We start from the raw sequence: 21,011 nt of genomic DNA, 5'->3' as shown, positions 1-21,011 counted from the left end.
GTGCTCACCTACAGGCCTGGGTGTGCCAGACCTCGTTGCCGTTGCCGGGGGTGGCCGCGGCGACGAAGGCGCGGAACCAATAGAACAACCCGCGCCACAGCGAGATATCCACATCGCAGGCGTAGACGTCGACGTAGCTGCCGCCCTGGCCGACGCGGGCCATGCCCTGCAACACGAACGGCAGGTTCGCCGCCATGTAGGCGAACCGATCGTGCCCGTCGTGCATGCCGTAGTTCAACAGGCCCGGTTGACGGTTGACGAAGTCGGTCAGGTCCGGGGCGACGTTATCGACGATGGTCGCCAAGCGGCCCATGGTCGCGTTGACCGAGCCCACCGAGGTCACCAGGTCGTCGCGGCGGTCGTTGAGCGTCGCCACCGCCTGCCGGGATTGATGGATCATTTTTTGCATGTTGTCCGTCTGTTGGGCGAGATCGGTCATCAGCTGGTTCATGTTGGTGATCAGCACGCCGAGGGACTCGTCGGGTCCGGCGAACGTCTGAGCCAGCGCCGACGCCTGGGTGATGACCGTCAGCATCGAGGTGGTGTTGCCCTGCAGGGCGAGAACGGTTGCGTTGGAGAGGTTGTCGACCTGTTCGGGATCCAGTTCGGCGAACAGCGGCTCGAACCCGTTGAGCATGTAGGAGATGTCCAGTGACGGGTTGGTGCGCTGCACCGGGATCTGGTCGCGGTTCTTCAGCAGGGTGTGGCCGTCGCCGGGGCCCTGCGCCAGCGCGAGATAGCGCTGGCCGATGATGTTCTGGTAGGTCACCGACGCCAGGGTGTTGCTGTACAGCGGCTGGCGGCGTTGCACCCGGAAGGTCACTTTGGCTTGGGTGCCGAGCAATTCGATCTTGTCGACGCGGCCGACCCGCACCCCGGCCACCCGGACATCGTCACCGGGCGCCATGCCGGACGCGTCGGTGAAAATCGCCGAGTAGGTGTTCGTCGGCCCGGCGATGTCGCGGCGCAGCGTGTTGTACACCATCCAGGTCACGCTGAGCGCGAACGCGGTGAACACGGCCATCCCGACCACCGATTTGCGGCGTATCTTCATCGCCCACCCTCCTCGGCGACCGGCGTGATGTGGACCGTCGTGCCGCGCGCCAGCGGCCCCAGCAGCAGCACGCTGCTGGGATCGGCGTTGCCCACGATGCGGGCGATTTGGGTCTTTTCCTGATCGCTGCCGACCAGTCCGACGTTGCCGCCGACGATCGCCGCCTGCGGCTGCACCTCGGCGGGCAGCGGACCCGGCAGCGGCCCGGGCGCCGACACCGGCCCGGGTGCGGGTCCCGGCGCCGGCAGCGGCGGCGGGGGCGGGGCGTCCGGCGGCGGTTCCACACCCGGCGGCGGCGGGATCGGCGGCCCCTGCGGATCGCCGGGCATCGAGTGCCGCGGTGGCGTCACGTTGGGGCGGTTCTCGGTCATCCCGGGTGCGGGGGGAACCCCCATGGACGCCAACCCGGGGAACAGATCCGGCGCGGTCGGCACCTCCGGTGCGGTAAAGCAGCTGGGGCCGACCATATCGCCGTAGCGGGGGCAATCCTCGCGCACGTAGCTGCGGCTGGGTGTCAGCGCGATGGCCGCCTTGCCTCCCCGCAGCACCTTGATGTCGGGATCCCAGGCGATGTCGTAGACCTTGTTGGCCAACACCTCCAGCTTGGTCGACACGCCGTGGAACTCGTCGGCGTGATCGGCCAGCACCCCCACCACCGGGGTCATTTGGGTGCTGATGGTGATGATCCGCTCGGACTGATTCTCCAGCGCGGTAGCCAGCGTCCCGGTCGTCCCGAGACCGCCGGTCAGCAGATGGCTCAACTGCTGGGACTTCTCGGCGATGGTCTTCATCGGTTGGATCGACTGGTCCAGCGCGTCAAGCAGATCCGGTGCGACCCGCTGCAGGCTTTCGGTGGCGGCCGCCAACGCCGACAGCGTGCTCGGCCCGGTGTCGTCGGTGGCCACCACCTCGTTGAGACGCGCCAGCACCTCGTTGAGGCTGTGTCCGGTGTCGGTCAATTCCTTGCCACGGCCGTGGGTGGCTTCGCCGAGGGCGGCGATCAGCCCGACGGTGGTGTCGTCGGCCTTGCGGCCCAGCGGGGCGACCAGCTGGCGCAGCTTGTTCAACACGTTCTGGAAGATCACCGTCGGTAACGTCTTGTCCTCGTGGATGATCGCACCCTCGCGGAGATGCCCCGAGCCGTCGCCGTTGTCGACCAGCTGCACCGCCGACACCGCGAACAGGTTGGCCGGGACCACCCGCGCGGTGACGCTGGCCGGGATGTGCGCGGCGTATTCCGGTTTGAGGAACACGTGGACCACGTTGGGTGACCCATGCGTGGACGTGGTGACGTCGACGACCGAGCCGACCAGCAGGTTGCGGAACTTCACGTCGGAGCGCGGCGGCAGGCCGTCGCCGATATTGACCAGCTCGATGTCGACGTTGACCAAATTGTCCAGTTTGCCTTGGGATTTGGCGACCATCAGCGCGGCGGTGGCCACGGCGACCACGATGAAGATGACGCCCATCATGAACAGCCGTGGGTCGGCGGGGCCACGGGGGTCGGTATCGAACGAGTTCGCCATCGCTACCCGCCGAACCTTGCGCCGGACTCCACACCCCACAGCGCCATGGTCATCAGCATGTTCACCACCACGACGGCGGTGACGCTGGTGCGCATCGCGCGTCCGGCGGCGACGCCGACCCCGGCCGGCCCGCCGCTGGCCACGTAGCCGTAGTAGCTCTGGATGGTCGACGAGATGAACACGAACACGGTGGCCTTGAAGGTGGCGTAGATGACGTCGCGGCCGTTGACGAACAGCGAAAAATAGTGCAGATACGACCCGTTGGACTGGCCGGACGCCAACACGACCGAGCCTTGGCAGGCCAAATACGCGATCCCCAGCGCGACCAGGAACAGCGGGACGACCGCGATCACCGACGCCACCGCCCGGGTGGTCACCAGGAAGGGAACGGGGTTGATCGCCATGGACTCCAGGGCGTCGATCTCCTCGTTGATCCGCATGGCGCCCAGCTGCGCGGTGAACCGGCATCCGGCCTGGGCGATGAACGCCATCCCGACCATGATCGGCGCCAGTTCACGGGTGGTGGCGAACGACGAGATCAATCCCGTCGCCGGTCCCAGGCCCAGCAGGTTCAACACGTTGTAGCCCTCGACGGCCACCAACGCACCGGCGATCCCGCCGAGGGCGACCGCGACGGCGATGGTGCCACCGCCGACCACGACCGACCCGTTGCCCCAGGAGATGTCGGACAGCAGCCGCAGCATCTCGCGCCGGTAGTAGCGGAACATGAGGGGAATGGAGAACAGGGTCCGGCCGAAGAAGTACAGCATGTGGCCGACCTTGGCCACACCGTGGAAACTCGCGGTGACTCCGTCGACGAACGGTCGGACGGGTGGGGGAAGCATGCTGGAAGCGGTCATGGTTTACAGGGTTTGCCGGGGGAACAGGATCACGTAGAGCTGGCTCATCAACACGTTGACCAGCATCAGCAGCAGAATGGATTCCACCACCGCCGCATTCACCGAGTTCGCCACCCCGGCCGGGCCGCCGTGGGTGTCTAGGCCCTTCTGGCAGCTGACGATGGCGACGATGACTCCGAACACCGCCGCCTTGGCGAACGCCAGCCACATGTCGCCGACATCGGAAAACGAGGAGAACGTGGCGATGAACGAACCCGCGGTGCCGTTCTGCAGGAACACGTTGAAGATGTAGCTCGCGACGTAGCCGACGAAGAAGGTGATCCCGGTCAGCAGCAGGCCGACCACGATCAGCGCGGCCAGCCGCGGCACCACCAGCCGCCGCACCGGCAGCACCCCCATCACCTCCATGGCCTGGATTTCCTCGCGCATGGTCCGCGAGCCCAGGTCCGCGGTCACCGCGGAGCCCACGGCCACCGCCAGCAGCATCGCCGCGACCAGCGGGGCGGCCTGGCGGATGATGACCAGGCCGGTGGCCGCACCGGCCAGCGATGAGGCACCGACTTGGCCGGCCAGCACGCTGAATTGGATCGACAGCGTCACCCCGACCGGGATGGTCACGAACACCGTGGGCAAAAAGGCTGCCCCGGCCACGAACGCGGTCTGCTCGATGAACTCCCCCCATAGGAACCGGCCGGTGACCAAGTCGAGGACCAGGTACTGCAGCGCCCGGATACCCATCACCACTTGGCTGCCGCCGGTGCCCAGCGCCGTGATCGGGTGGTTCTTCAGGTAGCCGACGAGCCAGCCCAGGGCCTCGCGCAGGCTGGGCCGGGTGGCCAATTGCTCGGTGACGAGTTCGGTCAGCTGCCCGGTCAGGGTGGGCGGGGTGTCGATGTCGATCCGGGTCACCGGCTTGTCTTCGATGCTCATCTGCGCGGCCTATCTGCGGTGCTCACCTGGTTGGACCGATTCACTGCATGCACACGTTGGAGAACAGCAGCACCGGCCACGACACGATCGAGCCGAGGAAGGAGATCACCACGTCCAGGTCGCTCAGATGCATGCCCGGGTCGTGCAGGTGCGAGGTGTGAGTTAACGACCAGATCAGCCCCACGATCAGGTACGGGGTGCCGAGGATCAGTCCGAGCCCGATGAACTCGGCGATGGACATTTTGTAGGCGAGCAGCCGGCCGAGCCGTTCCAGCAGTCCTAGCATTCGTCGGTCCCCTTGGGCGTCATCGGTTCTGGGGTAGCTCATCGCGTGGTCGCGACCATCCGGGTTGGGGATCCACCCCGACCCGGACGTGTGCAGCATGTCACAGCTGGGGACCGCGCCGCAACAAAAAGTTAATGATCAATCTGGACCGCGGGCCGGATCAAATCGTCTCGGGACCAGTACGGCTCGTTCCGTGAGCTGATCGAAGCTAGTTGTTATTCCGGGCCCGTCGCCGTGGCGGGGCTTTGGCCGCGAGCGTGCGCAGAATGCCAAGTTTGGGCGGTTTCGGCGTACAACTGCGCACCTTCGCGGCGGGCGAGGCGGCAGGCGGGCGGCGGGCGAGGCGGCAGGCGAGGCGGCAGGCGAACCCTCAGCTGAACGGCGGGCGACGGTCGGCCAGTCGCGATGCGCGACCGCCGCCGCGCCACGCCCGGGCCAGCCAATCGGTGTCCTCGTCGGTGACCAGGTTGGCCATCACCCGCACCGCGATCCGCATCAGCGTCGCCGAACGCATCGCCACCGGGCCGGTGGCGGGCAGAAACCGTGGGAAGGTCAGCAGCAGCGCCAGCCGGCGCGCCACCGAAAAGCCGCGACCGTAGTGCTGGTGCAGCACCGCCGGCCAGGCCTGCGACAGGTCCCCGGTGTCGAGCATGTCCACGGCCAGCCGCCCGGTCTCCAGTCCGTAGTCGATGCCCTCGCCGTTGAGCGGGTTCACGCAGGCCGCGGCGTCGCCGATCAGCATCCAGTTCGGGCCGGCCACCCCGGAGACCGCCCCGCCCATCGGCAGCAGCGCGCTCGACGGGGCCTGCGGCGCCCCGACAAACCCCCACTCCTCGCGGCGCAGGTCGGCGTAGTAGCTCATCAGCGGGCGCAGCGCCAGGTCGGCGGGTCGCTTGGCGGTGGCCAGCGCGCCGACGCCGATGTTCACCTGGCCGTTGCCCAGCGGGAAGATCCAGCCGTAGCCGGGCAGCACCGCACCGTCGGGGGAGCGCAGCTCCAGGTGTGAGGTTAGCCACGGTTCGTCGTGCCGCGGCGAGGCCAAATAGCCGCGGGCCGCCACCCCGTACACGGTGTCCTGATGCCACACCCGACCCAGCGCCCGGCCCAGCGGGGAGCGGGCGCCGTCGGCCACGATCAGCGTCCGGCAGCGGACCTCGGCGCCGCCCGTCAACGCCACCGAGGTCACTCGTCCCGACGAGTCGTGGTGGGCGCCAACGGCTTTGATGCCCAACATCATCCGGGCGCCGGAATCCTCGGCCACCTTGCGGATTCGCTCGTCGAGCTCGACGCGCGGGGCCGCGCTGCCGGTCGACGGGAACGACGGGCCGGGCCAATCCACCTGCACCTCACCGCCGAAGCCGCTCAGCTTCAGGCCGCGATGCCGGATGTGGGCGTCCAGCCAGTCACCCAGCCCCAGCCGCTCCAACTCGTCGACCGCGCGGGGGGTCAGCCCGTCGCCGCAGGCCTTGTCGCGGGGGAAGCTGGCCGCGTCGATCACCAGTACGTCGCGACCGGCGCGGGCGGCCCAGGCCGCGGCCGCCGACCCGGCCGGTCCGGCGCCCACCACCACCACGTCGGCTTCTGGGTTCACATTCACCAGTATGTTGGAGCCGTGAGGACTCCGGCGACTGTGGTGGCGGGCGTGGACTTCGGCGATCCCGGGTTCGCCGCCAGCGTCCGCGACGGGGTGGCGCGCATCGAGCAGCTGATGGACACCGAGTTGCGCGGCGGCGACGAGCTGATGACCGAGGCCGTCACCCACCTGTTCGAGGCCGGCGGGAAACGGTTCCGGCCGCTGTTCACGGTGCTGTCCGCGCAGCTGGGGCCCGAGCCGGACGCCTGGCAGGTGACGGTGGCCGGCGCGGTCATCGAGCTGGTGCACCTGGCGACGCTGTACCACGACGACGTGATGGACGAGGCCCAGGTGCGCCGCGGCGCACCCAGCGCCAACGCCCGGTGGAGCAACAACATTGCGATCCTGGCCGGGGATTACCTGTTCGCGACGGCCTCGCGGCTGGTGTCGCGGCTGGGCCCGGAGGCGGTGCGGATCATCGCCGAGACGTTCGCCCAGCTGGTGACCGGGCAGATGCGGGAGACCCGGGGCGCCGCGCAGGGCGTGGAGGCCGTCGACCACTACCTGAAGGTGGTGTACGAGAAGACGGCCTGCCTGATCAGCGCGTCGGGCCGGTTCGGGGCCACCTTCTCCGGCGCCAACGCCGAGCAGGTGGAGCGGCTGTCCCGGCTGGGCGGCATCGTGGGCACGGCGTTTCAGATCTCCGACGACATCATCGACATCGATTCCGACCCCGACGAGTCCGGCAAGCTGCCCGGCACCGACCTGCGCGAGGGCGTGCACACCCTGCCGGTGCTCTACGCGCTGGCCGAATCCGGGCCCGACGCCGACCGGCTGCGGGAGCTGCTGGTCGGGCCGATCGACGACGACGACGCGGTGGCCGAGGCGCTGCGGCTGCTGCGCCGCTCTGCCGGCATGGTCAAGGCCAAGGAGACGGTGGCCGACTACGCCGCGCAGGCCCGCGCCGAGCTGGCCGAGCTGCCCGACGTGCCCGGCCGCCGCGCGCTGGCCAGCCTGGTCGACTACACCATCAACCGGCACGGCTAGCCGCACACGCGGAACCAACCGCTTCCGAGGGGCGTTGAATCAGCAATATCGGGTGCACGGAGGAGGAGCTGATGACCTGGCATCCGCATCACAACACGTTCAAGACGTTCACGCTGCTGGTCGGGATGTCGGCGCTGATCGTGTTCGTCGGCGCCCTGTTCGGTCGGACGGCGCTGTTCCTGGCCGCGCTGTTCGCGGTCGGCATGAACATCTACACCTACTTCAATAGCGACAAGCTGGCGCTGCGGGCCATGCACGCCCAGCCGGTCACCGAGCTGCAGGCCCCGGCGATGTACCGGATCGTGCGCGAGTTGGCCACCACCGCCCACCAGCCGATGCCGCGGCTGTACATCAGCGACACCAACGCCCCCAACGCGTTCGCCACCGGCCGCAACCCGCGCAACGCCGCGGTGTGCTGCACCACCGGGATCCTGGGCATCCTCGACGAGCGGGAGCTGCGCGCGGTGCTGGGCCATGAGCTGTCCCACGTCTACAACCGCGACATCCTGATCTCGTGTGTGGCCGGTGCGCTGGCGTCGGTGATCACCGCGCTGGCCAACATGGCGATGTTCGCCGGCATGTTCGGCGGGAACCGTGAGGGCGGGAATCCCTTTGCGATGCTGCTGGTTTCGATGCTGGGCCCGATCGCGGCTTCGGTGGTGCGGCTGGCGGTGTCGCGGTCGCGGGAGTATCAGGCCGACGAGTCCGGGGCTGAGTTGACCGGCGACCCGCTGGCGCTGGCGTCGGCGCTGCGCAAGATCTCGTCCGGGGTGCAGGCCGCGCCGCTGCCGCCGGAGCCGCAGTTGGCCAGCCAGTCGCACCTGATGATCGCCAACCCGTTCCGGGCCGGCGAGCGGATCGGGTCGCTGTTCTCCACCCACCCGCCGATCGCCGACCGGATCCGCCGGCTGGAGGACATGGCCCGGGGGTAGGGGCATCGCGCATCGCCCGCCGCGCAGGCCCCACCGGCCTTACCAGCCTCACCAGCCCCAAATCCTGGGGATATGTGGCTTGTCGAAACGGATAGCGCATGCGCTACTACCGGGCATGAACCACTTCACCTATCGCGCGGAATGGTCCCGCGAGCGCAACCAATACGTCGGCCTGTGCCTGGAATTGCCGCGGCTGACGCATTGGGCGTGGACGATGCAGGAGGCGATGGCCGGGATCGAGCAACTCGTCGACGAAGTCATCGCCGAACGGGAGGCGGCCGGCGAGAAACTGCCGACGCCCATCACCGACCGGCCGTTCAGCGGCAAGTTCATGGTCAGGACGTCGCCGATGCTGCACGCGCGGCTGGCCGTTGAGGCCGCCGATCAAAATGTGTCGATGAACTACTGGGTGGCGTTGAAGCTGGCCGAACGCCCGCCGCCCAGCCTGCTCGACTGGTGATATCGCCGGCGCCATCCGTTTCGCGCGCACCTACATGGTCCGAAATTCGGTACGGGTGGGGCTGCTGTGGCGGGCGTGGCCGGCTGATATCGCGGGCGCCATCCGTTTCGCGCGCACCTACATGGCCCGACCAGAGTGGCTAGCCTGATCAGACATGAGCACCTACGGCGTCGCGATCCTCAGCTCGGACCTCAAAACCCTCGCCGAAGACGCCAAAAAGGCCGACGAGATGGGCCTCGACGCCGTGTGGGCCTCGGAGTTCTACTCCCGCTCGGCCACCATCTCGATGGCCGCCATGGCCACCGCCACCCAAAACTGCCGGGTGGGGTCGTCCATCCTGTACGGCATCGGGCGCAGCCCGCTGGTGCTGGCCACCGAAGCCCGCGACCTCGACGAGCTGTCGAACGGCCGGCTGGTGCTCGGCATCGGCAACGGCACCAAACGGATGATGAGCGACTGGCACGGCGTGCCGGACACCTCCGCGCCGGCGCTGCGGATGGAAGAACTCGTCCCGCTGGTGCGGCGCATCTGGAACCTGCACGAGGGCCCGATCCGCCACGACGGCCGCTTCTACAAGATGAACCTGATCCCCACCGAGCGGGTGCCACCGCCCAAACGCGACATCCCGATCGTCACCGCCGGGGTGCGACCCCGGATGTGCGAAGCGGCCGGCCGGGTCGCCGACGGGCTGGCCGGCCACCCGCTGTTCACCACCAAGTACGTCGAGGAGATCGTCAAACCCGCCATCGCCAAGGGCGCCGCGCACGCCGGCCGCAACCCGAACGACGTCGAGATCATCTCCATGGTCATGTGTTCCATCCACGACGACCCGCAGATCGCCCGCCGCGAGTTGGCCCAGCAGATCGCGTTCTACGCCTCGGTGAAGACCTACGACACGGTGCTCGACGTCAACGGCTTCACCAAGGAGGGCCAAGCCATCCGCGAGGCCTTCGCCCGGCGCGACCTGCCCGCCATGTTCGACGCGGTCTCCGAGGACATGATCGACACCATGGGGGTGGCCGGCACCGCCGAGCAGGTCCGCGGCGGGCTGCGCCGCTACGAGGGCGTGCTGGACCACATCATGGTCTACCCGCCGTCGATCGGCATTGCCCCCGACCGGGTGCGGGACAACTTCGCCGCGCTGCTGACCGCCTGCGCCCGCTAAGCGGGTAACGGGCGTGAATCACGGTGGCGGATACTGACCGTCCCGCCGGCGCCGCGATGCTGGCGCTGCCAGTCGTCGATCGCCTGCTGCGCGGCGTGATCGAGATAGTTGGTCACGATGTCGACGGTGACGGCGCTGCGCGCCGGGATCTCGGCCAGCACCCGGGTCAGCTTGGGCAGTGCCAGGAAGGTGCACGCCCCGGCCACGGTCACATGCCACTGGTCACCGATGTGCTCGGCGGTGATCTTGGCCCGGATCACCCGCCACCCGGTCACCGCGATGGCCAGCAGCAGCCCGACCAGCACCCCGTGCAGCAGGTTGACGAACACCACGCACAGCACCGTCACCAGGTACACCATGAAATCACCGTTGCGCCGGGCGGTTTCGATGTGCGCCAGGTTCACCAGCTCGATGCCGATGACGATCAGCAGACCGGCCAGCGCCGCGGTGGGGATCTTTTGCACCAGCGCCGCGAACGGCAGCGTGAACAGCAGGATCCACACCCCGTGCAGCACCGCCGAGGCGCTGGTCCGCGCGCCGGCCTTGATGTTGGCCGAGCTGCGCACGATCACCCCGGCGATCGGCAGCCCGCCCAGCGCCCCGGACGCGATATTGGCGGTGCCCTGCCCGATCAGCTCCCGGTTGAAGTCGGTGCGCGGCCCGGTGTGCATCCGGTCCACCGCGGCCGCGGTCAGCAGGCTTTGCACGCTGGCGATCAGCGCCACGGTCAGCACCCCGGTGGCCACCGCGCCCCAGTTGCCGTCGGGCAGCTGCGGCAGCGCCAGCGCGTCCAGCAGCGACCCGTCGAAGGTGATCCGGGCCACGTCGAACGGGAACACCAGGGAGATCACCGTCACCCCGACGATGGCCACCAGCGGCCCGGGCACGTAGGACACCGGCGCCGGCACCCATCGCCAGGCGATCAGCGTGACGATCACCAGCGCCCCCAACACCAGGCCGCCGCCGTGCGCGCCGACGATCTGATCCGGCAGGCCGATGACGTTGTGCCAGGCCGAGCTCTTGGACTCCCCGCCCAACAGCACATGCGCCTGCTGCAACACGATGGTGAGCCCGATACCGGCCAGCATGGCGTGCACCACCACCGGGGAGATCGCCAGCGCCGCGCGCGCCACCCGGCTCAGCCCCAGCACCACCTGCAGCACACCGGCGGCCACGGTGATGAAACACGTTGTCGCCCAACCGAACTGGGCAACCAGGTCGGCGACGATGACGGTCATCCCGGCCGCCGGTCCGCTGACCTGCAGCGGCGACCCGCCGATCAGCCCGCCCAGGATGCCGCCGACCACGGCGGCGATCAGCCCGGCCAGCACCGGCGCATCGGAGGCGATCGCGATGCCCAGCGACAACGGCAGCGCCACCAGGAACACCACCACTGAGGCGGGCAGGTCGTAGCGGCAGACCGAGCGCAGCCGCTCGGGGAGGGACGGCGCCGGGTCTTGGTCAACGGGATGGCTGGCCAATGGCTCGGTGTGAATGGGTCGCTCCCTTGTTCGGTGACGTTCGCTTTGGACACGGAGCCTAACGACGTGCGGTTACCCCGCGGTTTACGACGTTGCGCCGACGTAAACACTTCGTACACAGGGCTTTACTGACGCTGTGAGCACGGTCGCCGTCGGCCCGGCGCCCAATAGCTATGTGCCAGGCTATTTATCGAGCAAACGGGGCGGCAACCTGGAGGCGCCGACACATAGAGAACCCAAATCTTTGCGGTTGAGATCACACCGATCAGAACCCGGCGCCGTGCACCTCGTGGCCGGGGGTTTCGGCGATCAGCCCGCGGTAGGCGTCCTCGACGGTGGCGCCGTGGTTGATCACCGCGTCGACCTCGCGGGCGATCGGCATGTTCAGCCCGTACTTGTTGGCGAACTCCATCACCACGCTGGCGGCCTTGACCCCCTCGGCGACCTGGTTCATCGCCGCGATGATCTCGTCGATGGTCTTGCCGGTGCCCAGCTGCTCGCCGACGTGCCGGTTGCGGCTGCGCTGGCTGGTGCAGGTGACGATCAGATCACCCATACCGGCCAGGCCGGCGAAGGTGTCGCGCTGCCCGCCCATCGCCTCACCCAGCTTGGCCATCTCGCGCACCGCCCGGGCCATCACCATGGCCCGGGTGTTCTCCCCGATGCCCAGCGAGTACCCCATGCCGACCGCGATCGCATACACGTTCTTCAACGCGCCGGCCATCTCCACCCCCACCACGTCATCGGTGGTGTAGGTGCGAAACCGTTTGGTGCGGAACAGGTTCGCCAGGTTGGCGGCTATGTGCTGGTCGGGCATCGCCAGCACCGCCGCGGCCGCGTAGCCCTCGCCGACCTCGCGGGCGATGTTGGGGCCGGCCAGGATGCCGGCCGGATGCCCGGGCAGCACCTCCTCGACGATCTGGCTCATCCGCATATTGGTGCCCTGCTCTAAGCCCTTGACCAGCGACACCACCGGCACCCAGGCCCGCAGCTGGGCGGCCAGCTCGGTGAGCACCCCGCGGAAGCCGTGCGAGGGGACCGCCATCACGATGACGTCGGCGCAGCGGGCGGCCTCGGCGAAGTCGGTGGTGGCCCGCAACGTGTCCGACAGCTCCACCGCGTCGCCCAGATAGCGACTGTTGCGGTGGTTGTCGTTGATGTCGGCGGCGGTTTCCGCCGAACGCACCCACTGCAGCGTCGGGCCGCGGCGCGCGCAGATCGATGCGACGGTGGTGCCCCAGGAGCCCCCGCCGAGGACGACGACGTTGGGTTCGCGCTGTGCCGGTGCCATGGCGATCAGGGTATGGCCGACACCGGCCCGCCACGGCGAGTTGGCGAACTCAGCCGTCGCGGGGCGCCAGCAGCCGCGCGTTGGTCGCCTCCAGCACGGAAAACCGCAGCGCACCGGTGTGCAGGTCGGTGGCGTGCGCGCCCACCCGGCCCACCATCGCCGTCGACGCCGCCGCCCAGCGCGCCGCCCGGGCGCTCAGCGCGGCGGCCGACCGACCGGCCCATCCGGGCGCCGCCGCTTCGATGCGGTTGTCGGCGGCCAGGTGCCGCGCGGCCAGGTCGTCGCCGTGCCCGCCCACCTGCACCGCCGCCGTCATCAGGTGCTCCACCGAAACCCGCAACACCGTTTGTGCATAGCAAGGCCGCGCCGGGCTGTCACTTCAGCCCGGCGCGGTGCTGCACAGGGGTGAAGTGACGGCGGCCGGGCCCGCTGCCACACTCCCGCCAAAGGGGAGCCATGAGCGGGAACGGGATCTCGGTCGCCGAGTTGCAGCGCTGGAACGCCGAATCGGTGCGGGCGGTGTTCCACGCGGCCCGCGAGCGCGGTCGGGCCGCCTTCGACGTGGCCGACGGGTTGGCCGCCCTGGACGTGTTCGACAGCTGGGGCGGGGACACCGCGGTCGCCGCCAAGACGTCGCTCAGCCAGACCCGCCGCGACCTCGACGCGCACGGCCGGGAGGCGATGGCCGTCGCGCACGCCGCGAAAACCGCCGCCGACGGCATCGAAGCTTTACAGGCCCGGCTCAGCGCCTTGATCACCGAAGCCGACCGGCATGCGCTCACGGTGAACCCGCTGACCAGCCGGGTGGAATTCAGCGACCGCGTCACCAATCCGGTCGACGCGCTGATCACCGCGCTGGACCTGCAGGACCGCCTCGACGCGCTGCTGGCCGACGCCGACGCCGTCGACGACACCCTGGCCACCGCGATCAACATGGCCGACGGCGACGCCGTCATCCCGAGCATGCCCGGGGCACCGGAGCACGCCGAGACCCGGCTGCAACACCAAATCGACGCGTTCGCACAGGTTTTCGGCCGGCCACCGGCGTCGGCGGCGGACTGGGAAACCGCGGCGGCGCTGGATCCGCACAGCTATGAGACCCAGAACGCCGGCGCCACGCCGCACATCGTGGTGGGCCGCATCCGGCCGGTGCCCGGCCAGGGCGTGGTCCGGGCGAACCTGTTCATCCCGTCGGCCAGCGTCAAGGACCCGACGTTGTCGCGGTGGCCGCCGTTCGACGACAACGCCGGCGACCACCGCGGCTTCGACCCGGCGGCCGGCCCGGAACGCGCCCGGGTGTCGGTGGACGTCGACTACGAGAACGGTGTGGTGGTGGTGCGGCAGAATCCGTCGGTCAACCTGACCACCGGGCAGGTCCGGGCCGGCACCCCGACGGTGAAGGTCGCCCAGCGCCGCGACGGGTCGGTGTATCTGCGCTACGCGGCGGCCGACCCGTTCTCGCCGGGCGGGGAGACCCTGGCCAAAAACACGCTGTGCGTGCAGGGGGAGCTGGTTGTGCAACCCGGCGCGGCGACACCCCGCATCGGTGGCGTGGTCAGCGCGTTCCCGGCGCTGGAGGTCTACCACGACCGGGCGACTCCGGGCGCGGTGCCGACCACCGCGACGCTGGGCCAGATGTGGCCGGCCAACACCGGCGAATGGGGCCCGATGCTCGGCTTGCCGTTCACCCGCACCGTCGGAGACGAACGGCTGCTGAACGACTTCGTCACCGTCGCCACCGGGACCACGGTGCCGCCGCCGACCCCGCTGGGCCCGCCCGCGCATCCCCCCGCGGTGGTGCTGGTCAAGTAACCACCGCGAGCAGACGCAAAAGCCCCCTTCCGGGGCCGAAATTGGGTACTTTTGCGTCTGCTCGCGCTAGACGGCGACCCGGTCGGCGGCGCGACCGAACACCATCGCCTCCTCGATGCGGTCGAAGCGGTAGTCAATCGCGTCGGCGAAGTAGTTCTGCCGCACATTCCACGGCCGCCGGGTGCCCGACTTGGGCAGCGCATGCAACGCGCGCTGCACATACCCGGCCTGGATGTCCCAGGCCGGCTTCTCCGGCATCGGTTCGCCACCCAGATGCGGGTAGGCGTGGGTGTAGCCGCGGGTCCGCATGTAGGCCAACAGTTTCGCGGTGGCCCGGGCGGTCATGTCGGCGCGCAGCGTCCACGAGGCGTTGGTGTAGCCCACACACCAGAACAGGTTCGGCACGTCTTCGAGCATGTGCGCCTTGTAGACGAACCGCTCCTGCGGCTTGATCTCGGTGCCGTCCAAGCTGATTCGCACCCCGCCCAGCGCCTGCAGCTGCAGGCCGGTGGCGGTGACGACGACGTCGGCGTCCAGGTGCGCCCCGGAGCGCAGCGCGATGCCGGTGGCGTCGAAGTGGTCGATATGGTCGGTGACCACCGCGGCGCGGCCGTCGCTGATCGCTTCATACAGGTCGGCGTCGGGGATCAGGCACAGCCGCTGATCCCACGGGTCATACGGCGGCTTGAAGTGGGTGTCCACCGCGTAGCCGGGCGGCAGGTTGTTGACGGCCTGGCGGCGCAGCAGCCACTTCATCAGCGGCGGGGTCTTGCGCGCCAAGAACCAGATCAACCCCTCGAACAGCGCGTTCCGCATCCGGATGATCGGGTGCGCCCAGCGGCGCGGCAGCACCGTGCCCAGCACGTCAGCGAACGGGCTGAACTTCGACGCCGAGATCAGATACGTCGGGGTGCGCTGCAACATGGTGACGTGGGCGGCCTTCTCGGTCAGCGACGGGATCAGCGACACCGCGGTGGCGCCGGACCCGATCACCACCATCTTCTTGCCGGTGTAGTCCAGCTCCTCGGGCCAGTGCTGCGGGTGCACGACGGTGCCGCCGAACTGCTTGATGCACGGGAACTCCGGGGTGTAGCCGGCGTCGTAGTTGTAGTAGCCGGACCCGAAGAACACGAACCGGCTGCGGTAGGTCCGCACCGCGCCGTCCTGCTCGACGGACACCGTCCAGGTGTCGGTGGTGGAATCCCAATCGGCCGCGCGCACATAGCTGTTGAACCGGATGTGGCGGTCGATGCCGTATTTGTGCGCGGTCGTTCTCAGGTATTCGCGGATGTGCGCCCCGTCGGCCACGCCTTCCTTGCGGGTCCACGGCTCATACGGGAAGCACAGCGTGAAGATGGACGAGTCGCTGCGCACCCCCGGGTAGCGGAACAGGTCCCAGGTGCCGCCGATCTGCGCCCGTCGTTCCAGCACCACATAGCGGGTGTCCGGGTTGCGCTGGGTGATGCGGTAGGCCGCGCCGAGGCCGGAGATCCCGGCCCCGATGATGACGACGTCGACGTCTGCGTGCACCGTCATGGCCCACCCTCGCTTCCCGGCAACTGTGGTGCCTATCACTGTAGGCACCCACCGGTTGATCGGGCCAGCGACGGCTACCGGTAGTTGACGAACTGCAGCGCCACCGGCAGGTCGGCGCCCTTGAGCAACGCGATGACGGCCTGCAGGTCATCGCGCTTTTTGGAGCTGACCCGCACCTCGTCGCCCTGGATCTGGGTCTTGACGCCCTTGGGGCCCTCGTCGCGGATCAGCTTGGTGATCTTCTTGGCGTTCTCGCCGTCGATGCCCTGCTTGAGGCTGCCGGTGACCTTGTAGGTCTTGCCGGAGGCCTGCGGCTCGCCGGCGTCGAACGCCTTCATCGAGATGTCGCGGCGGACCAGCTTCTCCTTGAACACGTCGATGGCGGCCTTGACCCGTTCCTCGGTGGAGCTGGTCAGCTCGATGTTCTCCTCGCCCTTCCAGGCGATGGAGGTGTCGGTGCCGCGGAAGTCGAATCGGGTGGCCAGCTCCTTGGCGGCTTGGTTCAAGGCGTTGTCCACCTCCTGGCGGTCGACCTTGCTGACGACGTCGAACGATGAATCCGCCATGTGAGGACCCCTCTCGGTGTTGTTTCGAAGGCCGTGGGCATTTGTATCCGAGGTACATCTTCGTTGTAGTCTGCTAGGCGCGATACGGCAGGTTGTCCGAGCGGCCAATGGAAGCGGACTGTAAATCCGTCGGCGAAAGCCTACGCAGGTTCGAATCCTGCACCTGCCACCAAGCGCCACCGAAGTACTGTCTTTCGACCGGGAACGCAGCGGGGGGCACACGATGGGCGGCGCGAACCGCACGCTGGTGGTGCGACGACCGGCCGTGCTGGTGCTGGCGGCCTGGGCCGCGGTGTCGGTGACGTTGCTGGTGACCACGGTGCCGTTGTGGCGAAAGTGGGTCGGGCTGTTCGCCGGCGGCATCGACCTCGAGGTGTACCGGGTCGGCGCCGAACAGGTGTTTCGGGCCGGCGGATCGCTGTACGACGGGCCGCTGGTCGGGCAGCTGTACTACATCTACACTCCGTTCGCGGCGTTGACGTTCCTGCCGATGCAGCTGCTGCCGCACGGTTCGGAGAAATACGTCTGGATGGGCATCAACGTCGCGCTGCTGGTCGCCGCGGTGGTGCGGTGCTGGCAGCTGCTGGGCTACCGGATCACCCGGGGCGTGGTCGGGGTGTCGGTGCTGCTGGCGGCGATCTGCCTGTTCCTCGACCCGGTGCGCAGCACCCTGTTTTGGGGCCAGATCAACCTGGTGCTGCTGTTGCTGGTGCTGTGGGACACCGGGCAGCCCAGGTCAAGCCGGCTGGCCGGCGTCGGCGTCGGGCTGGCGGCCGGCATCAAGCTGACGCCCGGCTACTTCCTGCTGTACTACCTGGCGCTGCGCCAGTGGCGGGCCGCGGCCGTGGCGGTGGCGACCGTTGCCGCGACGATCGGACTGGGCTTTGCCGTGTTGCCGCGGGATTCGTGGAAGTTCTGGACCGGGACGTTTTTCGACTCGACCCGGATCGCGCGAACCACCCACCTGTCCAACCAGTCGCTGCGCGGCGCGCTGTTCCGGCTGGCCGGCGGGGTGCCGCCGGCGTGGTGGTGGCCGGTGGCCGCGGTCGCCGTCACTGCGGTCGCGCTCGGCATCGCGGTGGCGCTGTACCGCGGCGGGGAGCGGCTGCTGGCGGTCACCATCGTCGGCCTGGGATCCACCGCGGTGTCACCGTTTTCGTGGATGCACCACTGGGTGTGGTTCGTGCCGCTGATGGTCTACCTGGTGCACCGCGCGTGGCACGCCCGGTGGTGGTGGCTGGGCGTCGCCGCGGTGTTCGCGGTGATGGGCACCTGGCCGCACACCTACCCCTATGACCGCACCCCGCGGCTGGGGCTGTACCTGTTCCCGCCGACCTGGCTGCCCACGCTGGTGGTGGCCAACCTGTACCTGGTGGTCTACGCGGTCATCCTGGTGGGCGCGGCCGTCATCGCGGTGGCCGCCCGGCGCTCGCTACAGGTCGTCGGAGAAGTCGGCGCTGAACCAGCGGTCGGGCCGGATGGTGAACAGCACGCTGGTGGCGCCGTCCATCTGGCGGACGAACTCGCGCCCACCCTGCTCACCGAGGTAGCGGATGGCGATGGCCTCGCGGGGCTCGGTCGGCGCCGGTGAGGCCGCGTCGACGACGGTGCCCTCCACGATCACGTACTGGTACGGCAGTTCCTCGCGCTGCACGACCAGGGTCACCGCGCCGGCCCGCTCGATGAGTCTGGCCTTGCGGTTGCCGGCCCCGGTGTTGACCCGGATGACCCCGCCAGGGGTGTAGTCGTACCAGATCGGCACGCTGGCCGGCGGGCGGCCGTTCTCGGCGGCCACCGACAGCACCGCGACGTGCTTGTCGGCGAGAAATTGCTGACGTTCGGTTTTCGGTGAAGGCTTTGGGCATGCCGTCTCGAACATCGCGGCGCCGCCCGCTATTCCACGTGCCACCATGGGGGGATGGCCGGCTACGTGGATGTCCGGGCATACGCCGAGCTCAACGACTTCCTGGGCGCCGACGCCCGCGGGGTGACGGTGCGCCGCCCGTTCCGCGACCACCAGACCGTCAAGGATGTGCTGGAGGCGATGGGCATCCCGCACACCGAGGTCGACCTCATCGTGGTCAAGGGGGTGCCGCGGGGTTTTAGCCACCGCCCTATCGCCGGGGACCGCATCGCCGCCTACCCGATGTTCGAGGCGCTCGACATCGCGGCCACCGCCCGGCTGCGGCCGGTGCCGCTGCGCGACCCGCGGTTCGTCGTCGACGTCAACCTCGGTCGGTTGGCGCGGCTACTGCGGCTGCTCGGCTTTGACGTGTGGTGGTCCCACGAAGCCGACGACGCCGCCCTCGCCGAGATCAGCCTGACCCAGCAGCGGATCCTGCTGACCCGGGATCGGGGCCTGCTGAAGCGTCGCGCGATCACCCACGGCCTGTTCGTGCACGCCGACCAGCCCGACGCGCAGACCCTGGAGATCCTGCGGCGGCTGGACCTGGCCCCGCGGCTGGCGCCGCTGACCCGGTGCGTGCGGTGCAACGGCGTGCTGGCCGCGGTGGCCAAGGCCGAGGTGGCCGCGGAGTTGGCGCCGCTGACCCGGCGCTACTACCACCAGTTCAGCCGCTGTGCGGACTGCCGGCGGATCTACTGGCCGGGCTCGCATTACGCCCGGCTGCTGGCGTTGGTCGAGGGATTCCGGGCGTCTTGCCATGATGGGCGGATGGCCGAGCGTGATCGCGACGAATCGGGCCGCCCGCGCAGCGCGCGGCCGCGGGACGCACTGGGCCGCCCGCTGCCGCGGGGCAGCGCCGGGGTGCCCCGCGTCCCGGACGATCTGCGGCTGTCGCCGGCCGACACCCTGGCCTACGCGCAGCAGCTGCTGGACGGCGGGCTGGCGTTCAACGCCCATGAGGTGCTGGAGGCGGCGTGGAAGAACGGGCCCGCCGCCGAACGCGACCTGTGGCAGGGCCTGGCCCAGCTCGCGGTCGGCATCACCCACATCCAGCGCGGCAACCCCAAGGGCGCGGTGGCGTTGCTGTCCAGCGCGTCGGCCCGGCTGTCCGGCCCGGCCCGGTATGGCATTGACGTCGACGGGCTGGTTGGCTTTGCCGCTGCGCTGATCGACGACCTGGCGGCGGGTGCCGTCATTCCGCCGGAGCGGCTGCGGCCCCGGCTGCGCGGGCGGTAATTCCCGTACCGTCGTGGCATGGCCCGAACCGACGACGACAGCTGGGACATCACCGAAAGCGTGGGCGCGACGGCGCTGGGGGTGGCGGCGGCCCGCGCCGCCGAAACCGAAAGCGCCAACCCGCTGATCTCCGACCCGTATGCGCGGGTGTTCCTCGACGCGGCCGGGGAGGGCGTCTGGAATCTGTTCGCGCCGACCGCGCTGCCCGCCGAGCTGGCCGAGGCCGAACCCGACCTGCCGGCGCGGATGCAGGCGATGGGCGACTACATGGCGTGCCGCACCGCGTTTTTCGACGACTTCTTTGCCGCCGCGGGCGGTGCCGGGGTGCGGCAGGTGGTGATCCTGGCGGCCGGGCTGGACGCGCGGGCGTGGCGGCTGGACTGGCCGGCCGGCACCACGGTGTACGAGCTCGACCAGCCCAAGGTGCTCGAGTTCAAGGCGTCGACGCTGCGGGCGCACGGCGCGCAACCGACGGCGCAGCTGGTCTCGGTCCCGGTCGATCTGCGGCAGGACTGGCCGGCGGCACTGCGGCAGGCCGGCTTCGACGCGTCGGCGCCCAGCGCGTGGCTGGCCGAGGGGCTGTTGCCGTTTCTGCCGGCCGCGGCGCAGGATCTGCTGTTTGAGCGGGTGCAGGCGTTGACCGCGGCGGGCAGCCGGATCGCGGTCGAGGCCACCGGCCCGGACTTCCTTGACCCCGACATCCGGGCCCGGCAGCGCGCGCTGATGCAACGCTTCCGGGCGATGTCCACCGGGGCGACCGAACTGCCCGACTTCGAGGAACTGTGGTACTTCGAGGAGCGCACCGATGTCGGCGCCTGGCTGGCCGGGCGCGGCTGGCAGGTGTCGGTGGAGCCGGCCGCCGAGATGATGGCCCGCTACGGTCGCCGCCCGCCCGCCGACCTGGAGGACCCGGCGCCGGGCAGCCTGTTCGTCTCCGCGCAGCGGTCGTAGTCCGGGCCATTGGCCGCCGGCCCCTGCGGTATCACTCCTGCCACACCAGTCCCGGCGCGGGGGGCATGTGGTGTTGCGTCCGCGTCTGAGCGACAACGCGGCCATTTACCCCGGAAACCCGACGATTGAACGCCCGCCCGCGACACAGGCGTCTCTGGTGTCGCAGTCGTCACGGATTGTCGCTGGTGGGCGGCTGCCCGCCTACGAGCGACAAGCGGTGGCGGCGCGGAGCTTTCGTGGGCCGAGCCTGCCGCGACGGCGTCGAGCCTGTGGCGAGGACCTCGAGCCTGAAGTGAGAGCGTCATCCGAGCCGAAATCACGCTCTGAGTACAGGCTCGCCGCCGCCAGCTCAGGCTGGGCGCCACCACCGCAGCCTCGACGCCGACGCAGCCACCCCCG

General features: G+C 69.4%; 19 protein-coding genes, 1 tRNA gene and 2 pseudogenes. 10 read left to right on the top strand and 12 right to left on the bottom strand.

Annotated features, from left to right (window positions below):
• Window positions 1-4: 4 nt before the first annotated feature.
• The 6 genes from ACAG26_RS03165 to menJ all read right to left on the bottom strand — a co-directional run bounded on the left by ACAG26_RS03165 (window position 5) and on the right by menJ (window position 6,253).
• Window positions 5-1,054 (bottom strand): MlaD family protein, encoded by a 1,050-nt coding sequence (locus tag ACAG26_RS03165; protein WP_370479240.1) that lies wholly within the window; start codon window positions 1,052-1,054, stop codon window positions 5-7.
• Window positions 1,051-2,580: an MlaD family protein gene (locus ACAG26_RS03160; RefSeq protein ID WP_370479238.1), complete on the bottom strand. Its 1,530-nt coding sequence runs from the start codon at window positions 2,578-2,580 to the stop codon at window positions 1,051-1,053. Before ACAG26_RS03160 ends, ACAG26_RS03165 begins: the two co-directional genes overlap by 4 nt.
• A gap of 2 nt (window positions 2,581-2,582) precedes the next feature.
• Entirely contained in the window at window positions 2,583-3,440 is an 858-nt protein-coding gene (locus ACAG26_RS03155; protein WP_370479235.1) for an ABC transporter permease, read from the bottom strand.
• Window positions 3,441-3,443: 3 nt separating this feature from the next.
• Window positions 3,444-4,370 carry an MlaE family ABC transporter permease gene (locus ACAG26_RS03150; RefSeq protein WP_370479233.1) on the bottom strand — a complete coding sequence of 309 codons (927 nt, stop codon included), beginning with the start codon at window positions 4,368-4,370 and terminating at the stop codon, window positions 3,444-3,446.
• Window positions 4,371-4,410: 40 nt separating this feature from the next.
• Window positions 4,411-4,656, bottom strand: a complete 246-nt coding sequence (locus ACAG26_RS03145; RefSeq protein ID WP_370479230.1) for a hypothetical protein — start codon at window positions 4,654-4,656, stop codon at window positions 4,411-4,413.
• 370 nt (window positions 4,657-5,026) lie between these two features.
• Entirely contained in the window at window positions 5,027-6,253 is a 1,227-nt protein-coding gene (gene menJ / locus ACAG26_RS03140) for a menaquinone reductase (protein ID WP_370479226.1), read from the bottom strand.
• Window positions 6,254-6,268: 15 nt separating this feature from the next.
• On the opposite strand from menJ, the gene grcC1 reads away from it, so the two are divergent.
• From grcC1 to ACAG26_RS03120, 4 genes are all read left to right on the top strand, one after another.
• The gene (gene grcC1 / locus ACAG26_RS03135) at window positions 6,269-7,276 is read left to right on the top strand and encodes a nonaprenyl/(2E,6E)-farnesyl/geranylgeranyl diphosphat synthase (RefSeq protein ID WP_370479220.1); all 1,008 of its coding nucleotides are present in this window, start codon (window positions 6,269-6,271) and stop codon (window positions 7,274-7,276) included.
• A gap of 71 nt (window positions 7,277-7,347) precedes the next feature.
• Window positions 7,348-8,208 carry a zinc metalloprotease HtpX gene (htpX, locus tag ACAG26_RS03130; protein WP_370479218.1) on the top strand — a complete coding sequence of 287 codons (861 nt, stop codon included), beginning with the start codon at window positions 7,348-7,350 and terminating at the stop codon, window positions 8,206-8,208.
• A gap of 115 nt (window positions 8,209-8,323) precedes the next feature.
• Window positions 8,324-8,668, top strand: a complete 345-nt coding sequence (locus ACAG26_RS03125) for a type II toxin-antitoxin system HicB family antitoxin (protein ID WP_370479216.1) — start codon at window positions 8,324-8,326, stop codon at window positions 8,666-8,668.
• Window positions 8,669-8,822: 154 nt separating this feature from the next.
• Window positions 8,823-9,833 (top strand): LLM class flavin-dependent oxidoreductase, encoded by a 1,011-nt coding sequence (locus tag ACAG26_RS03120; RefSeq protein ID WP_370479214.1) that lies wholly within the window; start codon window positions 8,823-8,825, stop codon window positions 9,831-9,833.
• Here ACAG26_RS03120 and ACAG26_RS03115 read toward each other — a convergent pair.
• The 3 genes from ACAG26_RS03115 to ACAG26_RS03105 form a co-directional block, all read right to left on the bottom strand.
• Entirely contained in the window at window positions 9,830-11,314 is a 1,485-nt protein-coding gene (locus ACAG26_RS03115; protein WP_370479212.1) for a SulP family inorganic anion transporter, read from the bottom strand. The two genes, ACAG26_RS03120 and ACAG26_RS03115, sit on opposite strands and share 4 nt — an antisense overlap.
• Before the next feature lie 265 nt (window positions 11,315-11,579).
• Complete coding sequence (locus ACAG26_RS03110) at window positions 11,580-12,605, bottom strand: NAD(P)H-dependent glycerol-3-phosphate dehydrogenase (RefSeq protein WP_370479210.1); 1,026 nt, start codon at window positions 12,603-12,605, stop codon at window positions 11,580-11,582.
• 49 nt (window positions 12,606-12,654) lie between these two features.
• Window positions 12,655-12,921 (bottom strand): hypothetical protein, encoded by a 267-nt coding sequence (locus tag ACAG26_RS03105; protein WP_370479208.1) that lies wholly within the window; start codon window positions 12,919-12,921, stop codon window positions 12,655-12,657.
• A gap of 140 nt (window positions 12,922-13,061) precedes the next feature.
• On the opposite strand from ACAG26_RS03105, the gene ACAG26_RS03100 reads away from it, so the two are divergent.
• Window positions 13,062-14,417 (top strand): hypothetical protein, encoded by a 1,356-nt coding sequence (locus ACAG26_RS03100; protein ID WP_370479206.1) that lies wholly within the window; start codon window positions 13,062-13,064, stop codon window positions 14,415-14,417.
• Between the two features lie 66 nt (window positions 14,418-14,483).
• On the opposite strand, the gene ACAG26_RS03095 is transcribed toward ACAG26_RS03100, so the two are convergent.
• Together ACAG26_RS03095 and ACAG26_RS03090 are read right to left on the bottom strand one after the other, a co-directional pair.
• Window positions 14,484-15,953, bottom strand: a complete 1,470-nt coding sequence (locus tag ACAG26_RS03095) for a flavin-containing monooxygenase (RefSeq protein WP_370479204.1) — start codon at window positions 15,951-15,953, stop codon at window positions 14,484-14,486.
• Window positions 15,954-16,027: 74 nt separating this feature from the next.
• Window positions 16,028-16,519, bottom strand: coding sequence for a YajQ family cyclic di-GMP-binding protein (locus tag ACAG26_RS03090; protein WP_370479202.1), 492 nt, complete (start codon window positions 16,517-16,519; stop codon window positions 16,028-16,030).
• 86 nt (window positions 16,520-16,605) lie between these two features.
• Between ACAG26_RS03090 and ACAG26_RS03085 the strand changes: the two genes are divergently transcribed.
• Both ACAG26_RS03085 and ACAG26_RS03080 read left to right on the top strand, forming a co-directional pair.
• Window positions 16,606-16,691 (top strand) — tRNA-Tyr (locus tag ACAG26_RS03085).
• A 51-nt stretch (window positions 16,692-16,742) separates the two neighbouring features.
• Window positions 16,743-17,612, top strand: a pseudogene (locus ACAG26_RS03080) (glycosyltransferase 87 family protein); the annotation flags it as partial.
• A 339-nt stretch (window positions 17,613-17,951) separates the two neighbouring features.
• Here ACAG26_RS03080 and ACAG26_RS03075 read toward each other — a convergent pair.
• A complete protein-coding gene (locus ACAG26_RS03075; RefSeq protein WP_370479625.1) occupies window positions 17,952-18,398 on the bottom strand; it encodes a pyridoxamine 5'-phosphate oxidase family protein in 447 nt (148 codons plus the stop codon).
• Between the two features lie 39 nt (window positions 18,399-18,437).
• On the opposite strand from ACAG26_RS03075, the pseudogene ACAG26_RS03070 reads away from it, so the two are divergent.
• From ACAG26_RS03070 to ACAG26_RS03060, 3 genes and pseudogenes are all read left to right on the top strand, one after another.
• Window positions 18,438-19,172, top strand: a pseudogene (locus ACAG26_RS03070) (Mut7-C RNAse domain-containing protein); the annotation flags it as partial.
• A gap of 21 nt (window positions 19,173-19,193) precedes the next feature.
• Window positions 19,194-19,661, top strand: coding sequence for a DUF309 domain-containing protein (locus ACAG26_RS03065; protein WP_370479622.1), 468 nt, complete (start codon window positions 19,194-19,196; stop codon window positions 19,659-19,661).
• A gap of 18 nt (window positions 19,662-19,679) precedes the next feature.
• Entirely contained in the window at window positions 19,680-20,612 is a 933-nt protein-coding gene (locus ACAG26_RS03060) for an SAM-dependent methyltransferase (protein WP_370479200.1), read from the top strand.
• The last annotated feature ends 399 nt before the right edge of the window (window positions 20,613-21,011 follow it).

Source organism: Mycobacterium sp. pUA109, assembly GCF_041287095.1.
In the GTDB taxonomy this organism is placed as follows: Bacteria; Actinomycetota; Actinomycetes; order Mycobacteriales; family Mycobacteriaceae; genus Mycobacterium.
The sequence above is the reverse complement of the archived record's forward strand: the minus strand, read 5'-3'. Positions and strand labels throughout refer to the sequence as shown.